This window comes from Algoriphagus lutimaris, assembly GCF_017051705.1.
Taxonomy (GTDB): domain Bacteria; phylum Bacteroidota; class Bacteroidia; order Cytophagales; family Cyclobacteriaceae; genus Algoriphagus; species Algoriphagus lutimaris.
Genome location: NZ_JAFIDJ010000004.1, coordinates 68876 through 86206, shown reverse-complemented (window position 1 = coordinate 86206; position 17331 = coordinate 68876). Strand labels below are relative to the sequence as shown.

General features: G+C 40.2%; 14 protein-coding genes. 3 read left to right on the top strand and 11 right to left on the bottom strand.

Features of this window, described 5'->3' with window-relative positions:
• Positions 1-53 precede the first annotated feature (53 nt).
• The 7 genes from JYB62_RS18825 to JYB62_RS18795 all read right to left on the bottom strand — a co-directional run bounded on the left by JYB62_RS18825 (position 54) and on the right by JYB62_RS18795 (position 8921).
• The gene (locus JYB62_RS18825; RefSeq protein WP_205646956.1) at positions 54-1358 is read right to left on the bottom strand and encodes an MFS transporter; all 1305 of its coding nucleotides are present in this window, start codon (positions 1356-1358) and stop codon (positions 54-56) included.
• Positions 1359-1382: 24 nt separating this feature from the next.
• Positions 1383-2270: an arsenite methyltransferase gene (locus JYB62_RS18820; protein ID WP_205646955.1), complete on the bottom strand. Its 888-nt coding sequence runs from the start codon at positions 2268-2270 to the stop codon at positions 1383-1385.
• A gap of 23 nt (positions 2271-2293) precedes the next feature.
• Positions 2294-2623 (bottom strand): ArsR/SmtB family transcription factor, encoded by a 330-nt coding sequence (locus tag JYB62_RS18815; RefSeq protein WP_205646954.1) that lies wholly within the window; start codon positions 2621-2623, stop codon positions 2294-2296.
• Positions 2624-2728: 105 nt separating this feature from the next.
• Complete coding sequence (locus JYB62_RS18810) at positions 2729-4408, bottom strand: N-acyl-D-amino-acid deacylase family protein (protein ID WP_205646953.1); 1680 nt, start codon at positions 4406-4408, stop codon at positions 2729-2731.
• A 53-nt stretch (positions 4409-4461) separates the two neighbouring features.
• Positions 4462-5412 (bottom strand): FAD-dependent oxidoreductase, encoded by a 951-nt coding sequence (locus JYB62_RS18805; RefSeq protein ID WP_205646952.1) that lies wholly within the window; start codon positions 5410-5412, stop codon positions 4462-4464.
• A gap of 61 nt (positions 5413-5473) precedes the next feature.
• Positions 5474-7582 carry an nSTAND1 domain-containing NTPase gene (locus JYB62_RS18800; protein WP_205646951.1) on the bottom strand — a complete coding sequence of 703 codons (2109 nt, stop codon included), beginning with the start codon at positions 7580-7582 and terminating at the stop codon, positions 5474-5476.
• A gap of 4 nt (positions 7583-7586) precedes the next feature.
• Positions 7587-8921 carry a toll/interleukin-1 receptor domain-containing protein gene (locus JYB62_RS18795; RefSeq protein ID WP_205646950.1) on the bottom strand — a complete coding sequence of 445 codons (1335 nt, stop codon included), beginning with the start codon at positions 8919-8921 and terminating at the stop codon, positions 7587-7589.
• Positions 8922-9233: 312 nt separating this feature from the next.
• On the opposite strand from JYB62_RS18795, the gene JYB62_RS18790 reads away from it, so the two are divergent.
• Complete coding sequence (locus JYB62_RS18790; protein WP_205646949.1) at positions 9234-10628, top strand: peptide MFS transporter; 1395 nt, start codon at positions 9234-9236, stop codon at positions 10626-10628.
• 19 nt (positions 10629-10647) lie between these two features.
• On the opposite strand, the gene JYB62_RS18785 is transcribed toward JYB62_RS18790, so the two are convergent.
• A complete protein-coding gene (locus tag JYB62_RS18785; RefSeq protein ID WP_205646948.1) occupies positions 10648-11655 on the bottom strand; it encodes a metallophosphoesterase family protein in 1008 nt (335 codons plus the stop codon).
• A gap of 224 nt (positions 11656-11879) precedes the next feature.
• On the opposite strand from JYB62_RS18785, the gene JYB62_RS18780 reads away from it, so the two are divergent.
• Positions 11880-12644, top strand: a complete 765-nt coding sequence (locus tag JYB62_RS18780; RefSeq protein ID WP_205646947.1) for a cytochrome b/b6 domain-containing protein — start codon at positions 11880-11882, stop codon at positions 12642-12644.
• A gap of 2 nt (positions 12645-12646) precedes the next feature.
• Complete coding sequence (locus tag JYB62_RS18775; protein WP_205646946.1) at positions 12647-13393, top strand: molybdopterin-dependent oxidoreductase; 747 nt, start codon at positions 12647-12649, stop codon at positions 13391-13393.
• A gap of 85 nt (positions 13394-13478) precedes the next feature.
• On the opposite strand, the gene JYB62_RS18770 is transcribed toward JYB62_RS18775, so the two are convergent.
• The 3 genes from JYB62_RS18770 to JYB62_RS18760 form a co-directional block, all read right to left on the bottom strand.
• Positions 13479-14426, bottom strand: coding sequence for an ornithine cyclodeaminase family protein (locus tag JYB62_RS18770; RefSeq protein ID WP_205646945.1), 948 nt, complete (start codon positions 14424-14426; stop codon positions 13479-13481).
• 403 nt (positions 14427-14829) lie between these two features.
• Positions 14830-15948: a BamA/TamA family outer membrane protein gene (locus JYB62_RS18765; protein WP_205646944.1), complete on the bottom strand. Its 1119-nt coding sequence runs from the start codon at positions 15946-15948 to the stop codon at positions 14830-14832.
• An 84-nt stretch (positions 15949-16032) separates the two neighbouring features.
• On the bottom strand, positions 16033-17310 hold the full coding sequence (locus JYB62_RS18760) for a DcaP family trimeric outer membrane transporter (RefSeq protein ID WP_205646943.1): 1278 nt from the start codon (positions 17308-17310) through the stop codon (positions 16033-16035).
• Positions 17311-17331: the final 21 nt, after the last annotated feature.

Below are 17331 nucleotides of genomic sequence, written 5' to 3'. Positions count from 1 at the left end.
TTGGTTAAACCGAATGGTTTCTCCAAGATCCTGCTTGAAACTATTCAGCAAGATTAATGATGTTCAGTAGTCAAATTTATCTTAGCTGTTTTTTGATGGAGCATTTTTGTGAGAATTATCATTACAAACAGGAACACTCCCAGAAATGGTAATAAAAATGAATACCCGGTAAAGGTGGATAATTCGCCGAAAACAAATGGCATCAGAGTAATACCAACATAGGCGCTGGCCATTTGCATTCCCATGATTTTTTGAGAATGTTTTTTACCAAAATTCACAGGAGTTTCATGAAGTAAACTTGGGAAAATGGGGGCACATCCAAAGCCTATGAGCAGAAAGCCAGGTAATAAAACTGATTCGAAAGGAAGCAGTAATAAAATGATCCCTATCCCTATAATACCCTGGCCAGCAAAGACTAATTGGCGGTTGGTGAAATAGTGGGTTAAGAATCCGGAAAGAAATCTTCCTGCCGCAATTCCGATATAATAAAGTGAGACCAATCTCGCTGCTTTCTCGACTGGAAAGCCTTTTTCAAAAACTAAAAAACTAGCTCCCCATAATCCAAAACTTGCCTCAATGGTACAATAGCAAAAGAAGATCAGCAATGCTTGCTTCAATCCCGGTATGGCTTTAAGCAAACTGAAAAGGCTTTTTGAATCCTTTTTTTCTTCAGAAGTATCCTCTTTCGAACGAACCCATAATGGCAAGGAAAGCAGTAAAATGATGACCAAGCCAATTTGAATCCAGGCAATTGTATGGTAACCTTGTGTCCAAAGACCTCCTTTTGCAAAATAACTTGCCATGATCATTGGTCCTATCGCAGCACCAACCCCCCAAAAGCTGTGTAGCCAGTTCATATGCTTTGCTTGGTAATGCAGGGCTACATAATTGTTAAGCGCGGCATCTACACTTCCTGCCCCCAAACCTAAAGGGATTGCCAACAAACAGAGGAACATAAAATGGTGGGAATAGGCAAAGCCCATCAAGGCAAGTGCTGTAAGGAAAACACTGAAAGTAGTGACTTTTGCCTCCCCGAATTTCTGAATCAAATGGCCACTAAACAGACTGGAAATAACAGTTCCGCCAGCTACGATCATGGAAATTATTCCTGCATATGAGACAGGTACTTTTAAGTACTCAAACATCGCTGGCCAAGCAGAGCCTAACAGGGCATCCGGTAAACCAAGGCTGATAAATGCCAGATAGATGATCAGTAAAAGGATCCGGTTTTTCAAATTCAGTTGGCGATAAAAAAGACTCTTTTCTATAGTACCCGAAGCAAGTAATCTTTTGAAAGTGTAGAAAAGTAGCTGAAAATTTTTGATTCCAGCAAGTTGAAAAAGAAAAAAATAGCCCATGGTTTTAACCATGGGCTATAAATATTAACAACATCCTGAACTTGGCTCACAACAAGAACCGGATTGCAACTCTGAAAGCTTAAACTTGGGTTTAGAGGATTTAGCTCCAGCCTTTTCTGCATATACTGAAATACTAAAAATTCCTGTTGCTCCTTTGTTGAATTCATTCACCTCTTCCTCAGATAGGTATTTGCTTAAAATATCATCTGGAATCACAATTGGTTTTTCCTTCTGGATCGTGATGTTTTGGAATCCTTGTTCTTGAATGAACTGTAAGTATTCGGATTTTTGAATCGCTCCTGCCACACATCCTGCATACATTTCCGCATCTTCTCTCAATGCTTCAGGTAAATCACCTACCAACACAATATCAGAAATACTAAAGTGTCCACCTGGTTTTAGAACTCTGTGGATTTCAGAAATTACCTTTTGCTTATTTGGAACTAGATTCAAAACACAGTTGCTAACAATTACGTCGGCTACGGCATCGTTGACAGGCATATTATCAATATCTCCTTCTCTAAATTCCACATTGTTGTAGCCCAGTTTCTCTGCATTGGCTCTGGCTTTTTGGATCATGATAGGCGTAAAATCAATTCCGATCACTTTACCTTCCACACCTGCCTCATGCCTCGCTACAAAGCAGTCATTTCCTGCACCTGAACCTAAATCAATCACGGTGTCTCCTTTTTGAATCTTGGCAAACTGTGTCGGTAAGCCACAGCCCAAGCCTAAATCCGCATCTTCTAAATACCCTTCGGTTTCAGAGTAATCATCCATCATGATATTGTAAATCTTATTGGATGGGGTGGTAGCACCACAGCAGGAAGCCGCATTTTCAGCTTTTCCTTGCTCTGCTATTTTTGCATATCGCTCTTTGACGATGTTTTTTAATTCTTGTTCCTTGTTCATGATATATAATGCTTAAAGGGTTCTTAACAACAAGTGGAATTACGAAGGTCTAGATTCAAAAACTCTGAGAGTAGTCCTTTCATTTTTGACCATTTCTCTTTGTCAATACAATAGCAAACGCTGGTGCCTTCTACATTTCCTTTGATGAGTCCGATTTGTTTTAATTCTTTCAGATGTTGGGAAATGGTAGCCTGCGCCAATCCTATTTCCTCTACTAAATCCCCGCAAACACAAGCGTTGATTTTAAATAGATGTTGCAGAATGGCGATTCTGGCGGGGTGGCCTAGTGCTTTGGCCAATGAAGCGATTTCATTTTGTTGCTGGTTGAATATTTCAGTTTTTGCGAGTCCCATGGTTCAAAACTAATTAATCGTGATAATACGATCAAGTTTAGAACTTGAATTTCGGTTGGAAAGTTCTGTTTTAGTGAAAAAAGATGCTTGAAAGAGAAAGTTTTTTTAATTGTTGCCTTGATACCCTGGTCCTTTCACCACCTGGCCTGGAAAAGCTCCTGTATGCTCCCCGTCTTTTAACACGTGGTTTCCATTGACGAATACGTGTACCATCCCCGTTGCATACTGCATAGGTTCCTCGAAAGTCGCATGATCCTGGATTTCATTTGGGTCAAAAATTGCCAGATCAGCAAAGAATCCCTCTTTTAATGCGCCCCTTTTTTTGATTTTTAAATTATTGGCAGGCAAAGTGGTCAATTTGTGAATGGCTTCTTCCAAAGGAATTACTTGCTCCTCTCTTACATACTTACCTAGTAATCTGGAGAAATTACCAAAAGCCCTTGGATGATAGCTGGACTTCAGAAATATTCCTTCGATGGAGTAGGATCCTGCATCCGAACCAAAACTCATGTAAGGAAGGGCGATCTGCTTTTTAACATTTTCTTCCGACATCAAGAAATAGATTGTACCCACTCGGCTACCATCCTGAACTACCAAATCCATGGCGGTTTCTTCCGGAGAAAGATTTCGCATGGCCGCTACTTCTGCCAGGGTTTTTCCAGTCAGGTATTTTAGACTATCGTTCTTAAAACCCACTAAAATGATTTTATCAGGCCCTTCCACCGCCTGCATCAGGCTTTCCCATTCATTGGTTGGAGTGGTCATTTCTTTCAATACGCGTTTTCGAATGGCAGGGTCTTGGAGACGTTCCGCCCATTTATCATAGCCTCCTTCCTGAACCCAGGGGGGCATGGAAGCATCCAATCCTGTGGCTCCCGCCACGTAGTTGTACATGTCGGTGGTGATTTCCAACCCAGCTGCTCTAGCAGAATCAATCTTGGCTACTACTGCATCAAATTTGTTCCAATTATCTTGACCACTCATTTTGAGGTGGTATACTTCTGCCCGGATATCCGCCTCGTCAGCAATCTGGATCAATTCATCCAAGCTTTCCAGCAATCTTCCCCCTTCACTACGCATATGGGAAATGTACATGCCATCGTATTCTGAAGCCACTTTGCATAATTCAATGAGTTCTTCCGTACTGGCATAAAATGCCGGGGCATAAATCAACGAAGATCCTACTCCCATAGCGCCTTCTTCCATAGCTTGTCGAACCAATTTTTTCATGGCCTCTAATTCTTCCTGATTTGGAGCACGGTCCTGATAGTCCAGTTCATGGATTCTAACCGTCGTAGCACCGATAAAAGATGCCACGTTGGTGGAAACGCCTTTTTCCACCAAAAAATCCAGGTATTCACTGAGAGTCGTCCAACTGATAGGGAACTTGATATCTCCTTGGGCCTTCAGTTCTTCTTCCTTCATAGTTTCATTCAAAGGGCCCATGGAGTTTCCTTCCCCAAAGACCTCTAGCGTGACCCCTTGTTTGATGCCACTGATAGACCTCCCATCTTCGATCAGGGATTCCACCGCCCAACTCAGCATATTGATAAAACCAGGAGCGACCACTAGACCAGTTGCATCGATTTCCAAGACTCCTTTGGCTCCTTTGAGATCTCCTATGGCAGCAATGGTATCGGCATTGATTCCTACATCTCCTATATAGGATGAACTGCCGGAGCCATCCATGATTTGTCCGTTTTTAATTAAGACGTCATAGGTTTGAGGAGAAGAACATGCAGAAAAAAATATAATTCCTGCCAATAAACTGAGGATAGTTTTCATGGTTTAAGGTTGAGTGGAAAGGTGAATTTTAAGTTAGCAAAACATCTTTGATTTTAAATACTAGGAGTGTAGCTGCTTTTTAAAACCTGCGACAATTCTATCGCACATCCCCAAGCCACCGTATATCCTGCTCCTCCATGTCCATAATTATGAAAAACGTGAAGGTGATCTGCGTCAAACTCAAACCGAACGGCTGTTCTTTTGGGTCTTAAACCCACCAACTCATCGAGGATTTTAGGGGCTTCTGATATTCCAGAATCTTTTAACCTGTTAAGAATTAAAGTGGTATCCTCCGGGTCTACTTCTGGGTTCCAATCATGCTCATAATCTGTTCCTCCTATGATGGTATCCGAACTCCGATTGATGACATAGCGCAAAGCACCTTTCTTGGTTGGGTCTGCAAAAGAAATGGCATTTAGTTTTTCGCAACGAAGAATCTGCCCACGAATCGGGTAGAGCTCCTTATCGTGACATAGTTCTCTAGCTCCCAATCCTGTACAATTCACAACGAGTTGACCTAATTCCGCTAGTTCCTTCAAGGAAGAAATCTTCTTTAATTCAAACTGCCCTCCATTCGCAAGGAATTGATTGAAAAGATAGGGTAAATAGATTCCGGGTTCTACCAAAGGTACTTCCGCATGCAAAGCTTGAGCTATTCCATTGGGTAATTCCTCTTTTTTTGCTTCCCGCACAATTCCCTTTGGTAATTGTTCTTTCCAGTCTGTATTGGAACCTTCGGTGTATGCATTGATAAATGGAATCATCGAAACGCCTGACGGAAAGGGCAGGTCTTGCAAATACCGGGTATAGGAGTTCGTAGCCCAGGCATTCGTTTTTTCTTTGGGAGCAATTTCAAAAGGAAACCAGATCGCACCTACCTTATGTGAAAGGCTTTTCTGAAAAGGTTCTTTCGCGATGATTTTCACCTGAAATTCTGCTTCCTGCAAGGCGATGGCCGAAGTCAATCCAATAATACCTGAACCTATGACGGTGACCGATTTCATGTGAGTTCCTAATGATTTTATGATTGACTTTTTAGTTAGAGGGAGATTTTTTATTTGCCTTTCAGTTCTTTTCCTCTTCAACAATTATCCAATATTCCTTTTTTTCTTTTTCAGTGAGTTGTCGGATTTGACATTCTGGGCTTTGAAGCCAATCATAAATCCCTGAAGCTGTTTTCATGAAAATAGCGGTCCTATCTCCACTTCCGGTAAGGACAGCTGTTCCGTCAGAGGTAAATGAGATAAAGGAAACCGAGTCAGCATGTTCCTGAAGGGTCTGGCTTTGCTTTCCATTCAGATTCCAAAGGATTTCTGTATTTTCATCATTTCCGGCGAGTAAAGATTTTCCATCTGAAGAGAAGGCTAAGAAGATGTCCCCTGTATTTTGATTAAATTTTAAAATCTGAGATAGGTAGTTAGAGAAAAAAGATGCAAGTAAAAAATTTGAAAGAACCTCCTTTATCTCAGGATTAGCTTGAAGAGCAGAAGCATAGGCTGCCTCTGCTACTCTTAATGCCTCAGTATTTTTACTCTTTGCCATTAAATTTATCGCTGTTGATTTTAGAAGTAAAGCTTTGTAATTGGCAAATTGTCTTCTAGTTTCAGTAATTACTGAATCTGCAAGCATTTTTTGGGTAATTGCTATTTCCCTATTTAAATCTGCCCTCTGCTTGATTCGGATTGCCTCTTCTCTGGAAGCTTCGGCTATTTCTTTCTGTTTTTCCGCTTCAATTCTTTGAGTTTCCGCTTCAATTCTTTGTGCATTAGCTAAATTACTTGCGGAAAAAGCTTGATACCCTAAAAATACAGCTAAGACAAGACCGGAAATAGAAATTACTAATAAAGCCTTAATTATACGGTTGCTTCTAATTTTTGCTTTTTCAAATCTTTCAATTTCAGCTTGTTTTCTAGCTTCTTCTTCCCTTCTTATCTTTGCAGTTTTCTGAATAGGATCGACTAAAGTATCATGACTTAATTCAAAGCTGGTTCCTCCCACCGTATTGGGTTCTGATCGAAGCAATCGCTTATCGACCAAGGTCTTTAATAGCTCTTCTGGGATTTGGTACTCGGTAATAATCACAGATTCTGGAAGCGGAACCCGATTGCCTCCTATGATTAATTTGTCTTCAATCAGAATTCGGGCTTTATGTTGGGATTCTTCAGGAAGACTGCCAATGATTGTATTATAATGTTCCTCGAAAAGATCTTCTGGTTTACCCAGCTCCTCAGCAGTCAATTCAAGATGGGTGGAATTTGGATGGTCCTTTTGTTTCTGAATTATTTTTTCCTCCGCATGCTGACAGATGAGTTGAAGTTGAAAGGTCTCGATTCGTTTTTTTTCTTTGTCTATCAGGCTATTTAGAATACGGTCTTGGGCATCCTTAGAAAAGTAGAATTGGGGCGAGGCATAATCCCCTGCTTTTCCTGCCGGTTCCAAGAGTGCTTCTCTAGCTTGAGCTTCATTTAGTGACTGAAGTTCATAAGTTTTCTTAAAAACAGCCGGTATGGAATCTTTCAGTTGATTAAGAAGACTGATTCGATCGCTTCGAAGGGAAAAAACCACTTTCAGATTGAGGGGCTCCAGTAAAAGATCAGTTTCCTCTTTGGTAAAGTAGTCACGGGAGGCAGCGATTTTTTGTTTGAATAAGCTTCGGATAGAAACAAGAAGATTTGGGTTGAGCAATGTGGCCAGCTCGCTGGCAAAGTCTTTTACCTGAGAGGGAGAATAATTAAAAAGTTCCTCAAATTGATCGAAAATCAGGACCATTGGTATAGAATCTCTTTGGGCTATTTGGATAGACTTTGCGTAGTACCAGAGTTTCGCCGAAATGTCATCCGGCAGCTCATCCAGAATATTGAATTTTGAATCCAGAAAGGTGTTTTGCCCTTTTTTGTTTTCAAGATGGAAACTCAGTAATTCTACAGGATTTCGTTCTGGATCATTGAATCTTATGTTTAAGGTTTGAAAATTTTCTACTTCTTTCAGCCTTGGAATTACCCCTGCATTGAGCAAAGAGGATTTTCCAAAACCTGATTTGCTGAAAAGCACGACCATCTTTTCGAGCACAATAAGTTCTGTCAGTTTTTTTATATCCTCATTTCGACCGAAAAATAAATTGCGGTCATCTTCTTGGAAAGGTCTGGTACCTGGGTATCTGTAATGCTTTTCCATTTGATTAATTAGGCTGTACCTTTTCCTTGAGTGTTTTTATTATTCCGGCGAATTCGGATTTAAGATGCTCTTCAGTAGAAAGTGAGTTGATATCTTTTAGAATTGTCATCAGATCCCCCCAGTTGTCTACCACCCGTTTGAATAACTTGTATTCCTCTCCAATTACAGCGATTGCATCACCACCGTTTTCTTTTATTTTTTGATCTAATTTATTCTTCTCTTCAATCCAAAATTCCTGATAGGCCAAAAGGGAATCAGTTTCGTATATCTTAGAATCAGAAAGAACGATTGGGATTATTCTCGATTCGAAGTCTTTGTTTTGATAGATTTCCAGGAGTTCGTACATGCAATAGGGGGACTTTAAATACTTTTCGCTGATCACCACCACAATTCCCTTTCCTTTTCCTATTTGATCCATAAAAAAACTGATTCGTTCCTGATAGGCTAGATCGCGTTTATCTCTGGTAAGTTTTAGATTATTATTTTGAAGAACGGTATCCAATTTATCGACAATCTCTTCGCTTTCTCCTCCCCAGGCATAGGATACAAATATTTCTGGTTTTGCAATGATTAGCCCTTTTTCTAAAGCCTGATTGTGGATTTCGATGATAATTTCCTCTGCGGAATTACTTCCAAAAAATGTGACCTTAAACTCCTCTGAATAAAAATTCTTACTATTCTCTTGATGTATGTCATGGGAGTGGAGCAACTTATTTTCATTGATTTTGATCAGCCGAAGCAATAATTTGAAATACCATTTATCAAAATCAAATCCTATAAAAAGGACGGAAGTTGCTCTTCGTAACTCACTTTTGATATTCAGTTCAAAATCCCCCATAATACTAAAGAGGTAGTCAAACAGATCGTCAAAAGTCAATATGAGGGAATTGATGTCTGAGTAATCTCCAAAAATATTATAGATCAGTGTTTTGTTAGTTCTTTCATATTCCTTTTGCGCTTCACCTTTACGATAATAATCATAATCAAATGGGATATTTTTAGCTTCAAAGGCTTTGTTTAGTGTTTTATCCGGAGCAGTGTTGATGATGGTGGCAAAGGGGATATCTGCAATTTTTTTATAGAGTTCATTGGGCTCTAATTGATTATAAAAATCCTGAATATCATCTTCAATCACTACAATGGGAAGTGAGTTGTCAAACTTAAACATCTCATCGTCGGGATAATACTTTACCTGATCTCCATGGGTAGAATGAAGCTCTTTTCCCAGCTTACTATTGGTGCTCTCGCCGTTTTCATAGAGTAGCTCAGGTCCTAAAATAACCAGGCATTTTTCTTCAGCAATTTTCTTGACTATACGGGATATATATTCTTTATCCATCTAAAATTTTTATTAATTGAAGATACGCTACTGAAAAAGTCATTGGGAGAAAAAGTCTCTCAATTACAAAAATGAATTCAAATAAATCTTGAGGAATTAAATATTACTTATTGGGTAAACTTATTTTAATCCTATTTTCTTCAATATAAGCCAATTTGATGAAGCGGGCAATAGTCAGAAGGTAGGTTTTTAAAGAGAATAAAATCAGAAGATTAATGTTAGGTTCAAACATTTCCTTTTCGAGTGTCTTTCCGGTGAAAAGTACTTTTTTCATTTTAAATGCTACTTTTAGCTAAACTGTAAAAAATTGTAATGAATGAAAATCAAGGCAAACCTATAGAAGGTACCAGTAAGACTGCTTCCATTACGGAGCAGAATTTTTTTGGCCATCCCAAAGGGCTTTTCTACTTGGCTTTCACGGAAGCTTGGGAACGATTTTCATTTTATGGAATGACGGCTTTGTTGGTGCTTTACATGGTCAACCAATTACTTTTACCTGGTCATGTCGAGCATATCGCTGGTTTTGAAGGATTTAGAAATCTTATTGAGTCCATAACTGGGCCACTTTCAACTCTTGCAATATCTTCTCTGATCTTTGGATTGTATTCTGGCTTTGTTTATTTCACGCCGGTTTTTGGAGGACTGATCGCGGATCGCTGGACAGGTCAAAGAAATGCAGTGGTGATTGGGGCTCTATTAATGACTGCAGGTCATATCGTCATGGCTTTTGATCAGACCTTTCTTCTAGCCTTATTACTTTTGATTATCGGATCTGGTTTTCTCAAAGGAAACATCGCAGCACAGGTAGGTGCTTTATATCCTGCTGGTGATGAAGTTCGGCGAACTCGAGGCTTTGTCATTTTCAGCACAGCTATAAATATTGGTGCGATCTTCGGCCCATTATTATGCGGCTATCTTGCCCAAGCCTATGGTTGGCATTATGGCTTTGGAATCGCTGGGGTATTTATGGTAATTGGTTTGTTGACATATCTTTATGGCTATCGATACCTTCCTGCCAAAGTTTCTCATTCTAATCTGGATAAATCCAGTTTGGCTCCTGAAGAAAAACGAAAGGTGATAGCATCCCTTGTGGTTATTATCATTACCATTTTCCAATCGGCAAGCTATTATCAACTTTTTAATGTTTTTAAAATTTGGATTCAGGAAAACGTTGATTTGAGCGTAGGAGGTTTTAATATTCCCGTTCCATGGTTTCAGTCAGTAGATTCTATTGCTTCTGTACTAGCCGTCCCACTGCTTTTTATAATTTGGAAATGGCAGGCTTCTCGAGGCAGCGAACCTAATGAATTACAAAAAATTGGAACTGGGGCATGGATCGCGGTGGCCAGTCATTCCGCACTTTTGCTTGGTATTTTCTTCGCAGGGGATGGACAGGTTCATCTGATCTGGCCAGTCCTTTGCGCATTTGGTATGGGTGTAGGTTTTATGTATCAGTTGCCAACCTTATTGGCAATTGTTTCTAGGGGAGCTCCAGCTCGGTTCAACTCCACCATGATGGGAATTATATATATATCAGTTTTTGTCGCAAATCTTGTGGTAGGATGGCTTGGAGGAATTTATGAAAGCATGAGTCCGGCAGAGTTCTGGTTAATGCATGCTGCGATTGCGGCTGTAGGAGGCGTTTTAATCTTGCTTTTTAGTAAAAAGCTGGATGCTATACTTTCAGCCAAAACCATTCTGACCTAACTTGAGATTAGTGACTTTTTTAGAAGTCTTTTCTCTCCCGATTCAAACTATCGTAAACCACAGCAACTTTCCCAGTTTCATCCAAAATCCCTTCCATTTTTAAGGTGGTAATGACTGGTTCTTTATCCATTCTCACCAAGGTTACTTCGTCAAAAGCCATGGAGTCTCTGGGGTTTTGGGAACCTCCTGTAGTTCCTAGCATAATGTAATCCCTGCCTAATCTTTTACGATGTGAATAAGAATGAAAATGCCCGTTGAATACCGTGTAGGGTCTATCTACCAATAAAGCTTCCAATCTCTCCAAACCTTTATCATCCTCATGCATCCAGAGCGGTTTGTGCATTAAGAGAAAAGTCCATTTAACATCCGGGTATTTTTCAAGCACAGCTTTATGGTATTCAAACTGATCATTACTCATTCCTCCCAGACTTCGCTCAGACATCTTATAGTAATCGGATTCCTCATAGACTCCCTCGATTTCTCCATTGATGATCTGAAGTGCTTTTGCCCTGGCTTCATAGATTTCTATCATTCGCTGTTCCTCATAGTCTTCAGAATCGAGCATTAGAAACAGCACGTTTTCATACACAAAATGATAGTATCTCCGCCCAAATCGATTTTCCCAAAACTTCCGCATGACAGGATTGGTGAGGTCATGATTTCCTCCCAAATGGAAAAAAGGCATATTCAGATTGGAGGTTCTTCCATCAAAGGAATCCCTCTCTTTTTGGAGCTGCAGGGTGTCCTCTGTGCCTCCTTCTATTAGATCACCGACACTCAATACGAAGGTTGGATCTAGCCGATTTAACTGTCCCACTGCAGTTCCATAGATATTTGGACGCTCTCCGCCGGTAAGATCTGAAATGATTGCAAAGGTGAAATCCTCTTCTTCCAGTTCGAAGGAATCGCTGGTCCATGGAGTGGGTCCACTTGAGATGTCATGCTCAAACTGGGGTTTGATTTCAGGAGGTGAAGAGCAGGCTAAAGCGAAAAGTAAAAGTGGGAGAGACCGAAGCTTAAGTTTCATGATAGCATAGGGGTATGGTATTTTCAATTCAATTTCTTGAATCAACAATCTCTAATTTAGTCTAAAAAATCATTTTTAAAGTTTCGGAATATGAATTTAAGATTTTGATCGAAAGTGAATTTCAAACTTGAAATTATTCAAGGAATTGTACAATCATGAGTTTTTAAAATAAAATAGTACATTTAAATACAAGGGGTTCTACTCAAAAATTATTGCTGTATTTTATGAATACTTCTAGTGAGCAAAATTCAATAAAGGCAAAACACAAACCATGGGTTAAAACCTCCCATTGGATAATTACCTTAAGTTTTTTGATTTTGGTATTTACTGGTGTTGAAATCCTGATGGTTCATCCCAGATTGTATTGGGGAGAAGTGGGAAATGATTTGACTCCAGCTTTTCTGGAACTTCCCATCAGCAGAAACTACCAATGGTCGGATTGGGAAGAATCGATACCTTTTTTTGATGTCCAAGACTCTCCCATCAGCGCAGGAAGACTAGGAGAAGAAAGATTGTTTAACCAAAATGGATGGGGAAGAAGCCTTCATTTCCTGGCGGCTTGGTTCTTGGTTTTAACGGGGCTTTTTTACCTGATAATTGGCTTGTTTAGTGGACACTTTCAAAAGTATATTTGGCCTAAACTGAAGGAGTTGACTCCAACACAGTTCTTTAGGGATTTGAAAGATCACTTCCGATTGAAAATTTCACCTCCCACCGGTGGTCCACATTATGGCCTCTTACAGAAGCTTTCGTACATGGGCATCATTTTCATTGGTTTACCCATGGCAATCATTACTGGCTTTACCATGTCGCCCGCTATTACGGCGGCCTATCCGTTTTTGCTGGATATTTTCGGAGGATATCAATCTGCTCGAACGATCCATTTTTTTTCCTCTTTGTCTTTAGAGGTATTTCTGATCGTTCATGTGCTGATGATTATTTTATCAGGTTTTAAAGCCCAATTGAGATATATGACTTTAGGTAAATAGCTATGAAGAAGAGGCAACAAATCATTACGAGACGAGCAGCCCTTACAACCGGGGTGGCAGCATTGGGCGCATTATTGATTCCTGGATGCAAGCAACCCATGCCTCCCAACTATGGGAATATCCTTCGAATGGGCGACAATTTTACCTATGCTGCCCATCGGGCCTTGCTTTCCAAGAAATCCTTAGCCAAAGAATATAACTTCAGTGATATTTCTTCCATGCCTGCTACAGGCACTATCAACCCTGCCGACACTTCCAAGGAATATTTTAGTGAAAGTTACGATAAGCACTTACGAACTGGCTTTGAGAACTGGCAGTTGCCGGTGGAAGGATTAGTTGCACGTCCCGGGAATTATTCCTTGAATCAACTCAAGCGATTTTCGCCTCGTACACAGATTACTCGGCATACCTGTGAGGAAGGATGGACCGCCATTGCAGAATGGACTGGAGTGCCACTTCGCATGGTATTGGAACATGCCGGGATCATGCCTAAAGCAAGATGGGTGAATTTTTATTCCTATGATGGTTGGTTGGATAGCATTGACTTAATTGATGCATTTCATCCGCAGACGATTTTGGCCTATGGGATGAATGGGAAAAATCTGTCCATTCCCCATGGTGCTCCTGTTCGTTTGAGATTGGAAAGACAGATTGGATTTAAGAGTATGAAGTACTTGGAGAAGATCGTGGTTTCCGAAGAATACATTGACCCCGGAGATATTGGATGGGCTTGGTATAATGGGTTTTAATATTCCAAAGCCCGATCTGAATAGACCGGGCTTTGTGTTGAATTGGGGCTGATAATTGATTTTTATCCTTGCAAGAATTATTCGATTAAGTATTGGAGGGGGTATAACTTTTAAACACCAATAATGCGGCAGCTAAATCTTCAATTGCTAACCCTGCGGATTTGAAAAGTGTGATTTCCTCCTTGGAAATTCTCCCGGGATGGGTACCATTGACCAGCTCTACGATGTCTGCTTTTACATCATTTTTGGTGATAATACCATTGGCGATGGGGATGGCGAGTTCACCCGATTCATGTAAGGCACCAGCCCTTGAGTCCACGAAAATGGAGCTTTTCTGGATGGCATCATCATCCGTTTCGCGGGTGTCCGGTTTGTAAGAGCCGATTAGATCCAAATGCGTACCTGGTTTTACCCACTCACCTTTAATGATGGGAGTTTTTGCAGGTGTGGCGCATGAAATCAGATCTGCTTGGCGAGCAGCTTCTTCCAAGTTGGTCACGCCTTCAGCAAGGATTCCTTGTTGGTTAAGACTCGCTACAAATGCTTCCATTTTAGCTGGGTTTCGCATCCAAATGCTAACTTTCTTAAAATCCCGTACCGCTGAATGGGATTGAACCAGATGCTGGGCTACTTTACCTCCGCCTACTATCAGTAAATGTTCCGCATCCTTTCTACACAAGAAAGAGGCAGCCAAAGCGGATGTGCAAGCGGTTCTTCGTGCCGTCAACTCTGTGGCATTCATCATCGCTAGGGGCCGGCCAGTTTTGGCATCGCTCAAGATGTACTGGGCATAGATGGAAGGCATGTTTTTGGAAGCATTCGCTGGAGCAACGGTGACCTGCTTCATACCTAGGTAATTCTGGTTCCAGACAGGCATTAGGATCAAGGTGTTTTCATCCTCTTCTGTAGTTTGGTAGAAATGATGATGCCGAACAGGCATGGTATATTCAGACTGAAAAATTTCTCGTAGTGCTTCGATCAGTTTTTTGTAATCCAGCAATTGAATGATTTCCGCATCAGGAATGATAAGCATGATAGTGATCTAGGTTAGTCGAATGGATAAAGTTCGAGGATTTCTTGAGAAATGCTATAAGGATTGAAATAGGTTAATGAGGCGGGAATAATCAGACTTTAAATTAAACTGGTTAGACTGGGAAAAGTATTCGATAAACAAGTTTGTATGTTACTTTAATTGACTATCAATAAGCGCAATCAGTTCATCAATATCTTCTTTGATTTGATAAAATAGTTCAATTGTTAAACTGCCCTCCGAAGGAAAATATCTACATACTCTAAAAAGATAATCCTTTTTTAGAAATAACTATTCTTTCGAAAAGTGCGAGAGCATAAATTTATCAAGCTGACAATAACTCTGATTTAGTTTCCAAGAATTGCGAAAAGGAATAGCCTAAAAAATCTATTCCTTTTCTATCTCATTAAAACCAAGCACTTCCAAACACTATGTAAAAAGCAAAATCTTCTCCATTACCCCAGGCAAAATCAGCTCCCATATTTACCCCTAGAAGTCGAGCTATCTTGTATCTGAAACCAGTTCCAAAAGTATAAGCCCAATCTGACTCAGCAAAATCGCTGAACTCAGAAAAAGCTTTACCTCCTCCAACAAATCCTATGAGAGACCACCTTTTGTAGACATTGTAGGTCCACTCTGTTTCTGTTAGCATGACATTATCCCCTTGGTATCTCATGGCTGGTATGCCTCGCAGATCCAAAAAAGGATAGGCATAAAAGGGCGCATCCCCTAGGAGATAGCTTCCCTCAAATCTCCAGGCAGAATTAAAGCGAGAAGAAATAGGAAGATATCCGTAAAAGTTGGTGTGCATTGTACTGAAGCTATCAGAGGATCCTAGCCATTCTGCGCTAAAATTTGCCGCTACTTCACCTTTTATTCCTTTTGTAGGGGTAAAAGCATTGTTTCGACTGTCATAGGTCAAGTGCGGCTTTATCGAACTTACCGTCGAATTTATATTCAGTCTTTTAATTATTTCATTCAAAATAGGTCTGCCGGGAATGGTATCAAAAGAAACATCTGTTTTAAAATAAGTATAGGATGCTCCTGCATAAAACTTTGATTTACCTAGTCTTAACTCGGCCTTTTGAAAGATAACCCATGAGTCCAAATTGATTCCAATCGGGTTTTTTGAGAGAAATTCACTTCCATTTCCATAATATTTGATCCGGACATCTGGTTTAAATAAAGCGGTTATTGTTCTCACTCTATTTTCTCCAAAAATATGACTATGAAATGCTCCTGCTCCCCATGTTTTATTTTGAGTATATAGCCCCATTACACCAGAGACATTTGGGGGAACATAGGTTGAATACTGTTTTTTCCGTTTATGAAAGTACAATATCGCGGCGCCACCACCATATCCAACTGCGGGTTCGGTAATTGGGATAATTACCGGTAATACCCCATTTGCTTCCAAAAGAAACTGACTCAAGTCCAGAGCTCCATCTTCTGGGTCTTTAAAACTAAGTTTCTTCTTTGTTTTGGTACTATCTGATTGGGCATTTGAATAGCCCGTTATCATCATTAAACAAAGGAATAGACACAAATAGGAAGATCGTAAGAAAAACATCGATTGGGTAAGTATGTAGAATAAAATGGATTTTTTCGTTTAGAATATGTACTTGGCCATAAACTGTAAACGAGTTCCAACGCCAGATGAACCGTCTCCATTTTCTCGATAGAGCATCATGAATTCCCCACCCGTGTTTAATGATTTTAATGGTGACCAGATCAAATTTAGATGCCCAGATCCACCGAGTTTTATTTTTTCTTCAGATCGGTATTCGGATGGATTCAGGCCAAACCAATTGGTATTGAAATTTGAAACTAAAACAGGCGATAAATTAAGAGCGACTCCTGTACCAAGGTTCCATGCCGGCATCGCTTCTATTTCTCCTTGAGGATTTAGAACTGCTGAAGCAGTAGAACCAAGTGTTGCTACAATATTACTACCCCAACCATTTCCATATGAGGCCATCCAGCGGAAATAGTGTCGTTTGCTGGAAAAATATTCTCGACCGCTAAAGCTTGCTCCCCAACCCAAAGTAGAAGTATTAGGACCGGTAGACTGACGATCATATCTCAACTGGAATGCAGAAAGGCCAAAAAATAGACGCCCTTTTTTGGAAGTCAATTTTGTTAATCTGCCGACAGCTAACGGAAGACTGAGACTTGCTTTTCCTGGAAAATTATTCCCATCAATTCCAGGGTATTCAAGCATTTCCAAGGCAAATGCATAATTGATTTTCTCACTTATTTTGTCTTCAAATCGAATTTGAGCTCTACGTGTTCCTGTCAAAGCATCACCAGCTGCAAAATCAATAGTAGAAGGAACAGCAAAAAGATCGGAATGTGTTCCCCATGTCCTACCAATAAGCAGTCTGCCAATCACACCATAAATATGACGTAATCTCGGTGTTTGATTAAATTCAGGGTCAGTGATATTATAAAAGTCTAATTCTATAAAAATCCGTAAAGGCATACCGCTCTCTGTAATGCTTCTAATGTCAAAATTAAATCTTGATTCCCTAGCATGAAGGTTCATATAACCACTCTGCGGGACTCTTCCATCACCAGAGACAGGTACATTTTGAATTTCGTATTGGTATCGGTCATAGCCTCCACTAAAATCTTGGATATAATCTAGTTTCACATAGCCGCCTATTGCCATTCTTGCCTTGCTTCCGAAAAGAGGCCAAGATTTTGGGAAATTGGCATCAATGAGATCTTGACCAGTCCAGTCAATCATATTTTCCCGAAAATCACTGATTCGGTCTGCCTCAGGCACTGTTGTTTTCAACGTGTCGCCTGCATGCCAATCTTGAGCCTTCAAAGCAATTGGGGTCAATAGCAAGGCAATTAAAGTGAATAATAGAGTTTGTTTCATAGGGTTATTAATAATCGAGTA